The organism is Klebsiella sp. Ech2A (genome assembly GCF_030078455.1).
Lineage (GTDB): Bacteria > Pseudomonadota > Gammaproteobacteria > Enterobacterales > Enterobacteriaceae > Klebsiella > Klebsiella terrigena.
On sequence record NZ_JAQGFU010000032.1, the window covers coordinates 1 to 15,232 of the forward strand.

The following is a 15,232-nucleotide window of genomic DNA, read 5'->3' on the forward strand; positions in this document are numbered from 1 at the left end:
TAACTTCATCAGCGCCATGGCCTGCGGCGCGCTGGGCTTTAACGATGCCGGACTGGTGTTCCTTGGTGCCGGAATTTTCTCCTGGCTGAGCCTGGAGCCGGTTATTCTGCAGCGGCTGCGCAGCGACGGCGAGCTGCCTGCCGCGCTGCGCACCTCGCTGGGCATCCAGCTGGCACCCGCGCTGGTGGCCTGCAGCGCCTGGCTGAGCGTCAACGGCGGGGAGGCGGACACCTTCGCTAAGCTGCTTTTCGGCTACGGCCTGCTGCAGCTGATGTTTATGCTGCGGCTGATGCCGTGGTATCTGCAGCAGCCGTTCAACGCCTCTTTCTGGAGCTTCTCGTTCGGCATCTCGGCGCTGGCAACGACCGGGCTGCATCTTGGGCATAGCCAGCCAAACGGTTTTTTCCATTTTTTGGCTATCCCGCTGTTCGTCTTTACCAATCTGATTATCGGGCTGCTGATGATTCGCACTTTCCTGCTGCTGGTGCGCGGTAAGCTGCTGATCCGCGTCGAGCGCGCCACTCTGTTAAAAAATAAGGATGAAGCATGACTATCCGTGACGAAAACTACTTTACTGAAAAATATGGCATGACCCGCACCCACTCTGAGGTGGTCCACGCCGCGACGCTGATGCAGCCGGGCAAAACCCTCGATCTCGGCTGCGGAAACGGGCGCAACAGCCTCTATCTGGCGGCCAACGGCTATGACGTTACCGCCTGGGATAAAAACCCGGCGAGCATCGATAATCTGGAGTCGATCCGGGCGCAGGAGGGGATTGCTAACCTGCAGTCGGCAATCAAGGACCTCAATACCCTGAGCTTTGACGGAGAGTACGATTTTATTCTTTCCACCGTGGTGATGATGTTCCTCGAAGCGAAAACCATCCCCGGCCTTATCGCCAACATGCAGCGCTGCACCCGGCCGGGCGGCTATAACCTGATCGTGGCGGCGATGGATACCGAAGATTATCCGTGCACCGTTGGCTTCCCGTTTGCCTTTAAGCCGGAAGAGCTGCGCAGCTACTACGCCGGCTGGACGTTCCTCAAGTACAACGAAGAGGTCGGTGAGCTGCACCGCACCGACGCCAACGGTAATCGTATCAAGCTGCGCTTCGCCACCATGCTGGCGCGTAAAGCGGACTAGCGCGCCGCCAGCAGGCAGAGCGCGAACGCGGTGTGGTAAGAGGCCTCAAAGGCGCGCAGCGGCAGAAACTCGAACTTTGAGTGGAAGTTATGCGCGCCGGTAAAGAAGTTCGGCGTCAGCAGGCCTTTTGCCGACAGCGCCGCGCCGTCGGTGCCGCCGCGCATTGGCGTCGGTTTTGGCTCGATCCCAAGGCTCTCCATCGCGGTAAACAGCAGGTCGATAGCCCGGCGGTCCTCGCCCAGCGCGTTGCTGATATTGCTGTAGGTATCGCTCACCTGATAGTCAACTTTTGCCGTTGGGTAGCGCGCGGCTATTTTGGCCGCCACCTCGCCAATCTGCTGCTTACGGCGGTTAAAGCCGTCGAGGTCGAAATCGCGAATGCTGGCCTGCAGCAGGGTGCTGCTCTGGTCCCCCTGAATGCCGTTAAACCACACGTAGCCTTCGCGTCCGGCGGTGTGTTCGGGGGTCTGCTGGCGATCGAAATGGCTGATGTACTCGGTGGCCATCAGCAGGGGGTTGACCAGCACGCCCTTCGCCGACATCGGATGCGCGGTGACGCCGGTAAAGCGGATTTCCGCCGCCGCGGCGTTGAAGTTCTCATAGACAATCTCCCCCAGTTCGCAGCAGTCGATGGTCCACGCGAAATCGACGGCGAAACGGCTCAGGTCAAGCGCCTTCGCGCCGCGCAGGCCGACTTCCTCATCCGGGACAAAGGCCACCACGATATCGCCGTGGCGATGCTCGGGGGTCAGGCTTTCCAGCACCGTCATCACCACCGTCACCGCCGACTTATTATCTGCCCCCAGCACGCTGGTACCGTCGCTGAAAATAATCTCCTCTCCGGGATAGGCAAGGATCTCCGGGTGTTCGGCAACCCGCAGCCAGATCTCTTTTTGCGCATTCAGGCACAGGTCTTCACCGTTAAAGCGCAGGATCTGCGGGTGGATGTCCGGCGATAGCCCGACGTCGACGGTATCGATATGGGTGATAAAGCCGATCCGCGGCGCTCCGGGCACGTTGCCTCTTTTCACCGCGGTGACGGTCGCGTGCTCATCGATTTCGATATCGTCCAGCCCCAGCTGACGCAGCTCCTGCGCCAGCTCGCGGGCCATCTCGTGCTGACCTGGGGTGGTGGGCAGCGTGGTGGCGCGAGGGTCGCTTTGGCTGCTAATCGCGAGATAGCGGAAGAAGCGCTGGGTGAGCCGTTCGGCGAGTGGAGATGACATAGAGGTTCCTTATTTATTATTTTTTCAGGTGTTTGCAATCAGGCTTTAGTGTTATGTATGGATAGGAAAACAACAAGCTATTCATTAGCTGACAAATTAAAAAGGAAACCCGATGCAACGCAAACTCACAACGCTTGCCCTGGCATTCGCCGCTCTGACGGTCAGTTCCACCGTCGCGGGCAAAACTCTGGTTTACTGCTCCGAAGGATCGCCGGAGAACTTCAACCCTCAACTCTACACCTCCGGCACCAGCGTCGACGCCAGCGCGGTCCCGGTCTATAACCGGCTGGTGGACTTTAAGGTCGGCACCACCGAGCTGCAGCCGAGCCTCGCCGAAAGCTGGGAGGTCAGCGAGGATGGTAAAACCTACACCTTCCATTTGCGCAAGGGCGTGAAGTTTCAAAGCAACAAGTACTTTACCCCCACGCGGGATTTTAACGCCGATGACGTTATCTTCTCCTTTATGCGGCAAAAGGATCCGCGGCATCCTTACCACAACGTCTCCAACGGCAACTATTCCAATTTCGAAAGCCTCGAATTTGGTCAGCTGATTACGGCGATTGATAAGCCTGATGAATATACGGTGCGCTTTACCTTAGCCCATCCGGAAGCGCCGTTTGTGGCCGATCTCGGCTGGTATTTCGCCTCGATTCTGTCGGCGGAGTATGCGGATGCGATGCTCAAAGCGGGAACCCCTGAGCGCGTCGACAACGATCCGATCGGCACCGGGCCGTTTAAGCTCGCCCAGTACCAAAAAGATTCACGCATTCTTTATACCGCCTTCCCGGAATATTGGCAGGGCAAGGCGAAGCTCGACCGCCTGATATTTAGCATTACCCCGGATGCGTCGGTGCGTTATGCCAAACTGGAAAAGAACGAGTGCCAGGTGATGCCGTTCCCTAACCCGGCGGATTTACCGAGAATGAAGGAAAACAACAATATTAATTTGCTCAGTAAGGCGGGTCTGAATACCGGATTCCTGGCGTTCAATACCCAAAAGCCGCCGCTGAATAATGTCAAAGTGCGGCAGGCGCTGGCGCTGGCAATTAATAAACCGGCAATTATTGAAGCGGTATTCCACGGCACCGGGACGGCGGCGAAAAATCTGCTGCCGCCGGGCGTATGGAGCGCGGACGCCGAGCTGAAGGATTATGACTATGACCCGCAGAAGGCGAAGGCGCTGCTGCAGGAAGCGGGGATGACCAACGGCCTGACCATCGACCTGTGGGCGATGCCGGTCCAGCGCCCGTATAACCCCAACGCTAAGCGCATGGCGGAGATGATTCAGGCGGACTGGGCGAAAATTGGCGTACAGACCAAAATCACGACCTATGAGTGGGGTGAATACCTCAAGCGCGTCAAAGACGGCGAGCATCAGGCGGCTCTGATGGGCTGGACTACCGCGACCGGCGATCCGGATAACTTCTTCGGCCCGCTGTTTACCTGCCAGTCGGCCAACGGCGGTTCCAACTCGGCGAAGTGGTGCTATCCACCATTCGACAAGCTGATTAGCGAGGCGAAAGCGATAAGCGATCGTCCGCAGCGCGAGGCGCTCTACAAACAGGCCCAGCAGATGATGCACGATCAAATGCCGGCGGTCATGATTGCCCACTCGACTATTTTTGAACCGGTGCGTAAAGATGTTTCCGGCTACGAGATTGACCCCTTCGGTAAGCATATTTTTTATCAGGTTGATATAAAATAAATCCCGCCCGGCCTGGAAACAGGTCGGGCGTTTTTTATTGAAACTGTGAGATGGATTGGTTTCGTACCGCTGACTTCTTGCTAAAGCCCGTTTAAAGCAACATGGTGCCCATCTGGAATTCCGGGAACTGCGGGTGAAACGATGTCAGCCAAAGAAAATCTTTATCGCAAACTGAATACCCTTTACCGCGATGGTGTATCAGGATTTACCACGCGTGACTGTGAGTCCTTTACGTCCGCGAGCCGCAGCGTTATTAGTCTTTACCTGAATCAGCTTTGCGATGAAGGTTATTTGCGCAAAGAGACCACGCGGCCCGTGCGCTTCTGGCTAACGGACTGCATACCTTCCGTAGCCGATGATGAACCGCCGAGCTCCGGCGTATTCCAGTCGCTGATTGGCGCCAACGGTAGCCTGAAACAGGCCGTTGAGCTGTGTCTCGCCGCGGTCAGCTATCCCGACGGCGGCCTGCCGGTATTGATTACCGGGGAAAGCGGCGTCGGCAAAAGTTACCTGGCGCAATTGCTGCACCAGCACGCGGGAACGGTGGGGATTATCTCATCGCAGGTAAAACTAATAGAACTAAACTGTGCCGATTACGCTAATAACCCGGAACTCTTGTCCGGGACCCTGTTTGGTTATATCCAAGGCGCTTTTACCGGTGCGGAAAAGAACAAATCCGGCCTGCTCGATGAGGCCGACGGTGGTTTTCTTTTTCTCGATGAAATACATCGTCTGTCGGCGGAGAACCAGGAAAAGCTCTTTTTATTTATGGATAAAGGCTATTTTTATCGTTTGGGGGATAACCGCCAGCCCCATCATGCGAAGGTTCGCTTCTTATTTGCGACGACTGAAAATAGTGAAAACGTACTGCTGACCACCTTCCTGCGACGTATTCCCGTTACCGTTGAGCTACCCGGCTGGAACGCGCGCCCCTATATGGAACGACTGGCGCTTATCTCACATTTTTTTGCCCGGGAAGCCCGACGTTTTAAGCAGCGGGTCCATGTTGACGGTGCGCTGATCCGTCAGCTGCTCGCCACGCCGGCAAAAGGTAATATCGGTGAGCTAAAGAATCGCATCAAAGTGCTTTGCGCCTCGGCATGGGCGCAGCGCGGAGCGGAAGAGATAACCATCCGTAGCGCATCCGGCGTTCGCGGCGAGTACGATACGGTCACGTTTAGCGAGGGAGATGACGGGACGCTACCCGCGGATCTTCTGGCAGCCTCTTACATCACCCGCGATGAACAGCTGCTGGAGAATTTTTGTCGCGCCGCCAACGTGCCGCTGTTCGTCAACAAGCTGGAGGAGCATGCGAGCCTGCCCGGAGGCAATCTGTACCACGGGATCGTCTGGCAGCTGGTGCGGGATACGCTGCAGGAGTTTAGCGAGCTAACCGGTATTTCCGTTCCGGCAACGGCGGAGAAAGCGGTCTTTCATAGCCTGCAGTGGTGCCTGAGCAGGGAGGTCGATCCCGACAGCGTCGGGCGGCTCATCGGCGTGACCGGATATGTTCCTCAGCGGGCGCGTCTGCTGGCGGATGAGTGTATTACCCTGTTTGCCAAGCAGTTTCCACGCGCACAGCTCGCCCTGATGAAGCCGCTGCTCAGCGCTGTTTTCTATCATCAGATCGAGTCTGCGCCGCTGATCCAGGGCATCGTTGTCGCGCACGGGCGCGCGACGGCCTCGAGTATTGCCGGTACCGCCAACCGTCTGTTAGGCGGGTTCTACCTTAAGGCGTTTGATATGCCGCTGTCGGTGAATACCCGAGGCATTATTTCCCATCTCACTACCTGGATTAATCAGCTGGAAGAGCAGCACGGCATGATTATTCTGGTTGATATGGGATCGCTGCAGGATATTTATAGCGAAATAAAGCTGCATATCCAGGGCGACCTGCTGGTGATGAACAACGTCAGCACGTCAATGGCGCTCGATATTGCGGGAAAAATTCAGCATCAGCTGTCGATGAAGGCCGTTGTTGATAGTATTAAAGGCGCGTGGGAGGTGGAGGCTCGCTACTATTCCGGGCTGCTGCAGGGCAATAAAATTATTATCTCCTGTATTTCCGGTGAGGGCGTATCGCGTCAGCTGCAAGAAATTACCCGCCGCTATATTGCTGATGAAACGCTGGAAATTGTGACCATGGAGTATGACGATCTGAAATGGAAGCTCTCGAAAGCCGATAGCGCCTTGTACGGCACGCGTCTACTGATCACCACCACCGAGCTTAATGCCGGCTATATTCCGCAGGTTAATACCCGACAGCTCATAAATGATAAGCCGGAACTGCTGTGGAAGAACTACTTTTCAGATTTGCTCACCGCGGATGAGCTGCAAAAGATGATTGATGAAATCGTCATTCTTTTTACCCTCGAAGGGGTGGTGAGCCATCTTACTTTTCTCAACCCGAATATTATCATTGAGGAAGTGGAGCAGGTGGTTAAGTATTTCGAGCTGAGCTACAGCATTCATTTTGAAAGCTATCTGAGAATCAATCTTTTTATGCATCTGGCGGCGTTAATTGAACGCCTGCTGACCCATGACGGCCTGACCCACCGCGATGCGTTTGAACTTAACGAACGCCAGCAGCGCTTTATGGCCCTGGTTCCGGATGCATTCCGCACGCTGATTAATAAATATCGTATTTCGCTGACAACCACCGAAGCGTTGATGATTTATGAACTGATGGAGCCGTGGATCGCGCTGCCCGAAGAGGAAGTGTTGAAAACAGGGCTGAATAGTGTTTAACGAAAAATTAACCTTAAACACTACTCTTAACTGATTGATAATGTTATTCAAATAAATATGGCACGTTAATTGTAATAGTCATTGCACAGACTCTTAACTGGAGATAATGCAAATGGCATCAACACAGTGGATCGCGCTTGGTCCCAAAGTGGTTATTGTTACCGGCGGCTGTTCAGGAATCGGCGAATGGATAGCCAAAGGGCTTGCCGGCAACGGCGCTCAGGTGGTAGTGGCGGATATTCAGCAGCCGGCGGCGGGGAGCGCTATCAGCGGCGTTGATTACCGTCAGTGCGATATTACCGACCGCCCATCCGTATGCCGGCTGATCGCCGATGTCGTTGCCCGCTACGGGCGTCTTGACGGGCTGGTGAATAATGCCGCGGTTAATCGGGCGCGCCTGCTCGTCGATTATTACGGCAGCCAGCCTGAGTATGAATTAAGCGATGATGATTTTGACTTTATGGTCAGAATTAATCAAAAAGGCCCTTTTATTTTTACCCAGGAAGCGGCGCGGATCATGATCGGGCAGAAGTCCGGGGCGATCGTCAATATCGTCTCAGAGGCAGGCATTGAGGGGTCAAAAGGGCAAAGCTGCTATGCCGCAACCAAAGCCGCGCTGCACGGCTTTACGCTCTCGTGGGCGAAAGAGCTTGGGGCCTTTGGTATTCGGGTCGTTGGCGTCGCGCCGGGCATCAATGAACCCACGCCGATGGGGAACGCTGTGCACCGTAAGGCGCTGGCCTATACCCGCGGCATGGCGTTCTCCAGTATAGACGAAGACTACGGCCACAAAATTCCCCTCGGACGGCCCGGTCGTCTGGAAGAGATCGCCGATCTGGTGAGCTGGTTACTGTCGGACAGGGCCAGCTATATCACCGGAACGACGATTAATATCACCGGAGGGAAATCCCGCGGTTAATTATCTCTATCAGGATTTCTTATGGATCAAAAGATTGCTGCACCCTGGATTCTGGTGATTTCTCACGGCGGCTTTGGCCGCGAGTTAGTCAAAAGCTGTGAAATGATTTTAGGCAAAATGGACAATGTTTACTGCTTTTCCCTTGAGCCGGGAATGGCGCCGGAGCAGCTCATGGATGATATTTCAGAATTACTTTCCGCAGCTCCGGAAAATATTATTATCTTCACCGATATTTATGCCGGTACGCCATCCAACGTGGCGGCTATTTTTGCCAAGCTCAGAGGTTACCCGGTTATTTGTGGCATGAATTTACCGATGCTAATTGAAGCGGAAATGCAGCGTGAAGAAATGACTTTGTCAGAGCTTGCCTCACGTATTATTGAAGCAGGAAACGGCAGTATCAAGAACATCACCTCTATAACTAATGGTAATGAATATGAATAATATAAAACTGGTCCGGGTCGATTTTCGACTGATCCACGGTCAGGTCATTACAAAATGGCGTAACATCATCGCAGCAACTGAAATTGTTATTGTTGATAATAAGCTCTCGCAGGATAGTTTTCTGGCGGATATTTATGTGATGGCGGCGCCTCCGGGCGTTGATGTTCACGTGCTGTCAGAAGAGAGTTTCCTTTCGAGGCTTCACGATGGTTATTTTAGTAATGGCAAAAATAATGTGCTGTTGCTTTTTAAATCGATTGGCAACGTTAAGAAGCTGGTTGAGCGCGAGGTGTTATTTAGCTCCGTGCAGATTGGCGGACTTGGCGGTGGCGTGAACCGGCGCAGCGTCGTCAGCGGTATTTCGATCGATGAGCAGGATTTACAAGACCTGAAATATATACGGCAAGGTGGCGCAGAGGTTTATTTCCAGGTGACTCCGGAAGAAGTCAAATTAAGCCTGGATAAAGCCATTGCCCGTCTGGAGGGTTAATCATGGTTGAAGTCGCAATTTTTACCGGCATCTGGTACTGGATTTGTAAAACGGACGTGGGCTACGCCATCACCCACGCGATCCGCCAGCCGCTGTTCGCCTCGGTGCTTATCGGCCTGATTATGGGGGATGTCACCCAGGCGGTGATTATCGGCGCCGCGATTCAAATTCTCTACATCGGCCTGGTGGCCGCGGGCTCGAATCTCCCTGCGGATGACTGCCTGGCGGGACTGGTGGCTATTCCGCTGGCGCTGAATACGGGGCTGTCGCCGACGCTGGCGATCGCTATCGCCGTCCCGGTCGGCGTCATGGGGGTCTTTTTAGATCAGTTCCGCAAAACGGTGAATGCCGCATTTGTGCATATGGCCGACAGGTACGCGGAAGAGGGAAACGTCAGACAGATAAAAATGTGCGCTATCGTTTGGCCGACGGTCCTCGGTTTCTTTATTCGTTTTCCGGTTCCCTTTTTGGCCAACATGTATGGGAAAGACAGTATTACCGCTTTCCTGAATAGCGTTCCGGAATGGTTGATTCACGGATTTAGCGTCGCCGGTGGACTGCTGCCCGCGCTGGGGTTCGCCCTGACCATTTTTGTGATTGGTAAAGCTGCGCTCCTGCCATGGTTTTTTATTGGCTACTTTCTGGTGCAGTTTAGCGGTATTCCGGTATTTGGCGCCGCTATTTTTGGTCTCAGCGCCGTTCTGCTTATCTCCTATTATCAAAACCAAAAAGGTGCCTGAGGATGAACGCTATGGACTCCAAAAAAATCACTGAAAAAGACGTTAAGAACAGCTGGCTTTATTACTATATCGTTGCTGAGATGGGCATCTCATACGAACGCCTGCAGGCCCTGGGATTCGTCACCGCAATTTTGCCGATTTTACAAAAACTGTATCCGGAAAAGGAAGATCTGAAGCAGGCGATTAAGCGTCACCTGGTGTTCTACAATACTGAAGCCGTATACGGCGCGCCGATTAACGGTATTGTGATCGCAATGGAGGAGCAGAAGGCCAGGGGAGGCGATATTGATGATGACACTATTACCGGTATTAAAACCGGGCTGATGGGGCCGATGGCGGGAATAGGGGATTCAATTGACTGGGCAACCTTAAAGCCGATTATTTTTGGCCTTGCCGTCACCCTGTCAACCAACGGCAGTATTCTTGGCGCATTTTTCTTACTGATGCTGCCGCTGATCCAGATCATCGTCGGACGCAAGCTCGCCGCCTACGGCTACCGGGCGGGCCAGGCGTCAATTCGCGAAATACTGCAGTCGGGGCATATTCGCACCCTGATAAACGGCGCCAGTACCCTCGGGCTGTTTATGATGGGCGCACTCTCGTCGACTTATGTAAAGCTAAGTACACCGCTTCAGTTTAGCTTTGGCGCCCAAAATAAGCCGTTTATTTTGCAACAGGTTATTGACAACATCGTCCCCGGTATTTTACCGCTGCTGGCCGTATTCGGTATTTACTGGTGGCTGCTAAAACGCAATCAAAACTTTACGATTATTATGGTGTTGATTATCGCCGTCTCTATTTTTGGCGCTTTATTCGGCATATTCTGACAGGAGGTAAAGATGCGGGCTTTACATTTTGGCGCCGGCGGCATCGGGCGCGGGTTTATTGGCGATCTGCTGGCTGGTTCTGGCTATGACATTACGTTCGTTGAACGCAACGTCGAGCTTAACGCACAAATAAACGAACGACATGGCTACAATTTGCACCTTATAGAGAAAGAATACCAAAAAAAATTTATTCCTACCGTGCGCGCATTATCTCCGGAGAGTGAGTTCCCGGCGGTTGTTCAGGCCATGGTTGATGCGGACCTGATTACGACCGCGGTGTGGGCGGATAATCTGCCGAAAATTGCTCCGCTGATATTGGCGGGGCTGCTCGCCAGGGGACGCGCCGGCCGCCCGCGCATCAACGTGCTTGCCTGTGAGAACGCGCTCCTCAACGGCGAGATCCTGCGTCGCGAAATTCAGCGCTGCGCCGGCAGCGAGATGGCTGAAATTGATGAGCTGGCCGCTTTTCCCAACACCGCGGTAGATCGCATGGTCCTAACCACCCGGCGGGAAGGGCTCGACGTCGTTGATATCGGCGTCGATTATGAGCTGGTTATTGATAAACACGGCCTCGTCGATGAGGGCTCGCGGCCCATTAACGACGCTATCTACACCCATGACCTGCGTAAATACCTCGAGCGTAAGCTGTATATTATTAACGGCGGGCACGCGTGGGCCGGATATATCGGACACCTCAAAGGCTATCAGACGATGCAGGAAATCTTTAGCAATGACGGGTTGCGGGACGAGATACAGCAGAGCATGCGCGAAACGGCGCGATTGCTTCACCTGAAATATGCTTTTCCTGTTGCCGAGCTGGAGGAGTATATCCGCTTTGTTATCAAGCGGTTTAGCACTCCTGGCATCACGGATACCGTTCGTCGGGTATGCCGTTCGCCGATCCGCAAGCTGTCGCCGGAGGATCGCCTGACCGCCCCCTGCGTGCAGTGCGAGGCCGCGGGGCTTCCCGCAGATTATTTAGTTAAGGGCGTTGCGGCCGCTATGCACTATTTTGATCCGCAGGATGAGCAAAGCATTCTCCTGCAAAAATATATTGCTGAGCATAATGCTAGTCAGGCAATAACGCACTTTACCGGGGTTCAACAAAATACGCAGCTACATGATGCAGTTTTATTTCAATATGCGGCGCTAATGCCGCACTGATATTCTGATTTTTTGAGGTGCTTATGTCTTTTACCAACAAAGACGGGCTTGCTATTGCCAAAAATATGATTGCCGTTATTCAGGAAAATAAAGCCTGGCTGAGCGAAATAGACGGCGCGGCGGGCGACGGCGACCACGGAATCAATATGAATAAAGGGTTCACCCTTGCCGGACAGGCGCTAACGCCGGCAATGACCATGACCGGGGCTTTTCAGATTATCGGCGAGACGCTGTTAAACGACATTGGCGGCTCAATGGGGCCTCTGTATGGCTGCTGGTTTGCCGGGCTCAGTCGCGGCGGGGCAGAGGAGGTGATTGACGCCGCTGCGCTTGAGCGAATGTTCACTACCGCACTGGCCAATCTGCGTGAACTCACCCCGGCAGGTCCCGGTGATAAAACGTTGCTCGACGTGCTGATTCCCGCCACCGATGCGCTTAGCTCGCGACTTGCTCGCGGGGAAGGCGAGATACGCGCTCTTGAGTCAATGCGGCAAACGGCCAGGGACAGCTTTGCCGCGACGAGCAGCCTGGTTTCCCGGGTCGGCCGCGCCAGCCGTCTGGGAGAACGCAGCCGGGGCTGCCCCGATGCGGGAGCCGGTTCATCAATGCTGCTGCTGAGCGCTTTTACCGACACAGCGGTTGTATTAATCAATAAAGGGGAAAACTGATGCAACGATTTATAGATGACCCTGATGAGGTTGTGGACGACATGCTGGCGGGCTTTCTGCTTGCGCACGGCAGCGAGGTGCAGCTGAGCGCTGAAAACCATCGCGTGGTGCACCGTCGTCCTGCTGCCGATACTGCTCCCCGCGTGGGGCTGGTCACCGGCGGCGGTAGCGGGCATGAACCGGCATTTTTGGGCTACCTCGGCGCCGGCATGCTGGATGCGGTTGCCGTTGGTGAGGTGTTCTCCTCCCCGGTGGCCAACGCTTTCCTTGATGCGATGCGCATTGCCGATCGCGGCAAGGGCGTTGCCTGCCTGTTTGGCAATTATGCCGGCGACTCCATGAACGTACAGATGGCGCTGAAACAGGCCCGGGAACTGGGCCACCGCGTCACCATCGTCAAAGCGCGGGATGATATTGCCTCCGCGCCGCCGGAGCGGGCGGAGCAGCGGCACGGCATTGCCGGCGGTATCTTTATGTGGAAGGCTGCCGGCGCGGTCGCGGCGGCGGGTGGCTCGCTGGAAGAGACCGTTGCTGCCGCCAGCCTGGCGGCGCAAAACACCCGTAGCGTCTGCGTCGGGCTGGCTCCATGCGCAATTCCGGCCGTGGGTAAGCCTAACTTTGCTATTGCCGATGGCACCTATGAGTTTGGTATCGGCCACCACGGCGAAGCCGGGATCCACGTTTCCCCTTTAGCCAAAGCAGAAGAGATCGCCGCCGTGATGGTGGAGGCGTTGCTGGATGATTTTTCCCTGGCGAAGGAGCAAAGGGAGTTCGCCGTCATGGTTTCCGGCCTTGGCGCCACGCCGTTGATGGAACAGTATCTGATGGCGGGCCGTATCGGCCATCTGCTTACTCTGCGCGGCCACCGTCTGTGGCGCAGCTACGTTGGCAACTATGTCACCTCGCTGGAAATGAACGGCCTGTGCCTGACGCTGTTACTGCTCGATGACTCCCTCAAAACCTACCTTGACGCTCCGGCTGCGGCCGTGGGCCTGGCATCTTTATAATCAAAAGGACGATACGATGAAACTGCAATTAGCTTTGGATGAATTACCTCTTGCAGAGGCGCTGGCGCTGGCGGAAAAACTCCGTGAGTACGTGGATATCATTGAAATCGGTACGCCGTTTGTCATCTCCCAGGGCATGGCGGCGGTTCAGCGCTTTCACCAACGCTTTCCCGAGAAGGAGCTGCTCTCCGACGAGAAAATTATGGATGGCGGCTACTTCGAAAGTAAGCTGGCTTTTGATGCGGGGGCAAATTACGTAACAACGCTCGGCGTCACCGATATTCTCACGGTGAAGGCCTGCCTGAGGGCGGCGGAAGAGGCCGGCCGCGATGTGGTTGTTGATATGATTTGCGTTGACGATCTGCCAACGCGCATTCGCGAGCTGGAGGACGCTGGCGTCCGACATCTTGCCGTCCATACCGGCGCCGATCAGCAGGCGGCGGGAAGAGAGCCGCTGGAAGACCTGCGGGTTATCAAACAGCATGCCAGGTATTCGCGCATCTCCGTTGCCGGCGGCATCAACAGCCGGACGATTGCGGACTATGTGGCGCTAAAACCGGACGTGGTGATTGTCGGCTCGGCCATAACCCGCGCCGAGGATCCGCTGGAAGAAGCCCGTCTGATTAAAGCGGCGATGGTTAACGCCTAAGGAGATGATGATGAAAAGCTGCGATAACCTGCTTGCTATTATCTCAGAACTGGCCGAAGACGCCCGCCAGGTGGACGGTGATGCGGTGACGCGACTTGGTGAGATGATCCTCACGGCCGAACGTATCTTTGTCGCCGGCGCCGGACGTTCCGGATTTGCCGCGCGGGCCTTCTCTAACCGATTAATGCATCTGGGCTTTAGCGTCTGGTTCGTCGGGGAGCCGACCACCCCGTCCATTCAGCAAGATGATTTACTGATTGTCGGGTCGGGGTCGGGAGAAACCGGCAGCCTGGTGACGATGGCGCAGAAAGCCAGCGGGCAGGGCGCGCGGATTGCGACGCTAACCATTTATCCGCACCACACGATAGGCCGGCTGGCGGATGTGGCGATTCGTATTCCCGGCATTACGGCCAAAAGTGCGGAGTCATCGACAAAGGCGGCGACCATTCAACCCAGCGGATCTTCTTTTGAACAATTAAGCTGGCTTATATATGACAGTGTAATTATTTATCTGAAAGATAAAACGGCGCAAAGCGATGCGCAGATGTTTAGCCGCCACGCAAATCTGGAATAAATCCGTCGGCCGATGCGCGGCTGCGATCGTGAATAGTATTATTCTCAAGCCTGAAATAAATCCGCCCACCGTGGCGGATTTATTTTTGCCAACGCCTGGCATTTCACCCTTTTTGTCACAACACTTACCCTGCTGCTTTGCTATAAACCTTGCCGACAACTGCATTTACAGGATTCATCATGCGTACTCATTTTATATTTAAAGCTGCCGCCATTGCCGGTCTGTTAGCCTTAACCGGCTGTGCGGCTAAAATAGCCCAACCGGATCGGTATTCAGGTTTTTTAAAAGATTATTCCAGTTTAAAAGAGACCACCTCGGCGTCCGGTAAACCGGAACTGCGCTGGATCTCCCCGGATTACAATCCGAAGAACTACGATAACGTGGTCTACAACCCAATCACCTATTACCCGATCCCTAAACCCTCTACCCAGGTTGGGGCTAAGGCGCTAAATGATATTCTTAACTACACCAATAAGCAGATGAAGCAGGCGATTGCCGAGCGTAAACCGCTGGCGACCACCGCGGGCCCGCGCAGCCTGATCTTCCGCGGCGCGATCACCGGCGTGGACTCCAGCAAAGAGGGTCTGCAGTTCTATGAAGTGGTGCCGGTGGCGATGGTGGTTGCGGGGACCGAAATGGCAACCGGGCACCGTACGATGGATACCAGCCTCTACTTTGAAGGCGAGCTGATTGATGCCGCCACCAACAAGGCGGTGATCAAAGTGGTGCGTAAAGGTGAGGGGAAAGACCTGGCCAACGAAAATACGCCGCTGACCATTGATACCCTGAAGCAGGTTATCGACGACATGGCTATCGACGCGGTGAAATTCGACCCGACGCAGAGGTAAGCCCGCCGCGCCGTACGCTGACGGCGCGAACGATCGTCTTCCCGGCGCTATTGAGCCGCCGGGAAGCGCGGAGAGCGACC

At 54.9% G+C, this 15,232-nt stretch carries 16 protein-coding genes; 15 read left to right on the top strand and 1 reads right to left on the bottom strand.

Features of this window, described 5'->3' with window-relative positions; translation table 11 throughout:
• Both PFH44_RS09160 and tehB read left to right on the top strand, forming a co-directional pair.
• Positions 1-550 (top strand): SLAC1 family transporter (locus PFH44_RS09160; protein WP_463671541.1); only part of this gene is annotated, 550 nt, incomplete at its 5' end.
• The gene (gene tehB, locus PFH44_RS09165) at positions 547-1,143 is read left to right on the top strand and encodes a tellurite resistance methyltransferase TehB (RefSeq protein WP_283824847.1); all 597 of its coding nucleotides are present in this window, start codon (positions 547-549) and stop codon (positions 1,141-1,143) included. The genes PFH44_RS09160 and tehB, both read left to right, overlap by 4 nt.
• Here tehB and pepT read toward each other — a convergent pair.
• Positions 1,140-2,369, bottom strand: a complete 1,230-nt coding sequence (pepT, locus tag PFH44_RS09170) for a peptidase T (protein WP_283824848.1) — start codon at positions 2,367-2,369, stop codon at positions 1,140-1,142. The genes tehB and pepT overlap by 4 nt on opposite strands.
• Before the next feature lie 112 nt (positions 2,370-2,481).
• Here pepT and PFH44_RS09175 point away from each other — a divergent pair, with 112 nt between their 5' ends.
• The 13 genes from PFH44_RS09175 to PFH44_RS09235 all read left to right on the top strand — a co-directional run bounded on the left by PFH44_RS09175 (position 2,482) and on the right by PFH44_RS09235 (position 15,152).
• Positions 2,482-4,074: an ABC transporter substrate-binding protein gene (locus tag PFH44_RS09175; RefSeq protein WP_283824849.1), complete on the top strand. Its 1,593-nt coding sequence runs from the start codon at positions 2,482-2,484 to the stop codon at positions 4,072-4,074.
• Positions 4,075-4,215: 141 nt separating this feature from the next.
• Positions 4,216-6,822 carry a sigma 54-interacting transcriptional regulator gene (locus tag PFH44_RS09180; RefSeq protein WP_283824850.1) on the top strand — a complete coding sequence of 869 codons (2,607 nt, stop codon included), beginning with the start codon at positions 4,216-4,218 and terminating at the stop codon, positions 6,820-6,822.
• A gap of 112 nt (positions 6,823-6,934) precedes the next feature.
• Positions 6,935-7,741: a sorbitol-6-phosphate dehydrogenase subunit gene (locus PFH44_RS09185; protein WP_463671542.1), complete on the top strand. Its 807-nt coding sequence runs from the start codon at positions 6,935-6,937 to the stop codon at positions 7,739-7,741.
• Positions 7,742-7,762: 21 nt separating this feature from the next.
• Positions 7,763-8,185 carry a PTS sugar transporter subunit IIA gene (locus PFH44_RS09190; protein WP_283824852.1) on the top strand — a complete coding sequence of 141 codons (423 nt, stop codon included), beginning with the start codon at positions 7,763-7,765 and terminating at the stop codon, positions 8,183-8,185.
• Positions 8,178-8,675, top strand: coding sequence for a PTS sugar transporter subunit IIB (locus tag PFH44_RS09195; RefSeq protein WP_045855482.1), 498 nt, complete (start codon positions 8,178-8,180; stop codon positions 8,673-8,675). The genes PFH44_RS09190 and PFH44_RS09195 overlap by 8 nt, the downstream gene beginning before the upstream one ends.
• A gap of 2 nt (positions 8,676-8,677) precedes the next feature.
• Positions 8,678-9,415: a PTS mannose/fructose/sorbose/N-acetylgalactosamine transporter subunit IIC gene (locus tag PFH44_RS09200; protein ID WP_045855202.1), complete on the top strand. Its 738-nt coding sequence runs from the start codon at positions 8,678-8,680 to the stop codon at positions 9,413-9,415.
• Between the two features lie 11 nt (positions 9,416-9,426).
• Positions 9,427-10,242 carry a PTS system mannose/fructose/sorbose family transporter subunit IID gene (locus PFH44_RS09205; RefSeq protein WP_200851437.1) on the top strand — a complete coding sequence of 272 codons (816 nt, stop codon included), beginning with the start codon at positions 9,427-9,429 and terminating at the stop codon, positions 10,240-10,242.
• A 12-nt stretch (positions 10,243-10,254) separates the two neighbouring features.
• Complete coding sequence (locus PFH44_RS09210) at positions 10,255-11,406, top strand: mannitol dehydrogenase family protein (RefSeq protein WP_283824853.1); 1,152 nt, start codon at positions 10,255-10,257, stop codon at positions 11,404-11,406.
• Positions 11,407-11,429: 23 nt separating this feature from the next.
• The gene (gene dhaL, locus PFH44_RS09215) at positions 11,430-12,074 is read left to right on the top strand and encodes a dihydroxyacetone kinase subunit DhaL (RefSeq protein ID WP_283824854.1); all 645 of its coding nucleotides are present in this window, start codon (positions 11,430-11,432) and stop codon (positions 12,072-12,074) included.
• Positions 12,074-13,081: a dihydroxyacetone kinase subunit DhaK gene (locus PFH44_RS09220; protein WP_283824855.1), complete on the top strand. Its 1,008-nt coding sequence runs from the start codon at positions 12,074-12,076 to the stop codon at positions 13,079-13,081. Before dhaL ends, PFH44_RS09220 begins: the two co-directional genes overlap by 1 nt.
• 16 nt (positions 13,082-13,097) lie before the next feature.
• Entirely contained in the window at positions 13,098-13,730 is a 633-nt protein-coding gene (gene hxlA, locus PFH44_RS09225; RefSeq protein WP_045855207.1) for a 3-hexulose-6-phosphate synthase, read from the top strand.
• A gap of 10 nt (positions 13,731-13,740) precedes the next feature.
• Positions 13,741-14,304, top strand: a complete 564-nt coding sequence (gene hxlB / locus PFH44_RS09230; RefSeq protein WP_045855208.1) for a 6-phospho-3-hexuloisomerase — start codon at positions 13,741-13,743, stop codon at positions 14,302-14,304.
• Positions 14,305-14,483: 179 nt separating this feature from the next.
• Entirely contained in the window at positions 14,484-15,152 is a 669-nt protein-coding gene (locus tag PFH44_RS09235; protein WP_283824856.1) for a DUF3313 domain-containing protein, read from the top strand.
• The last annotated feature ends 80 nt before the right edge of the window (positions 15,153-15,232 follow it).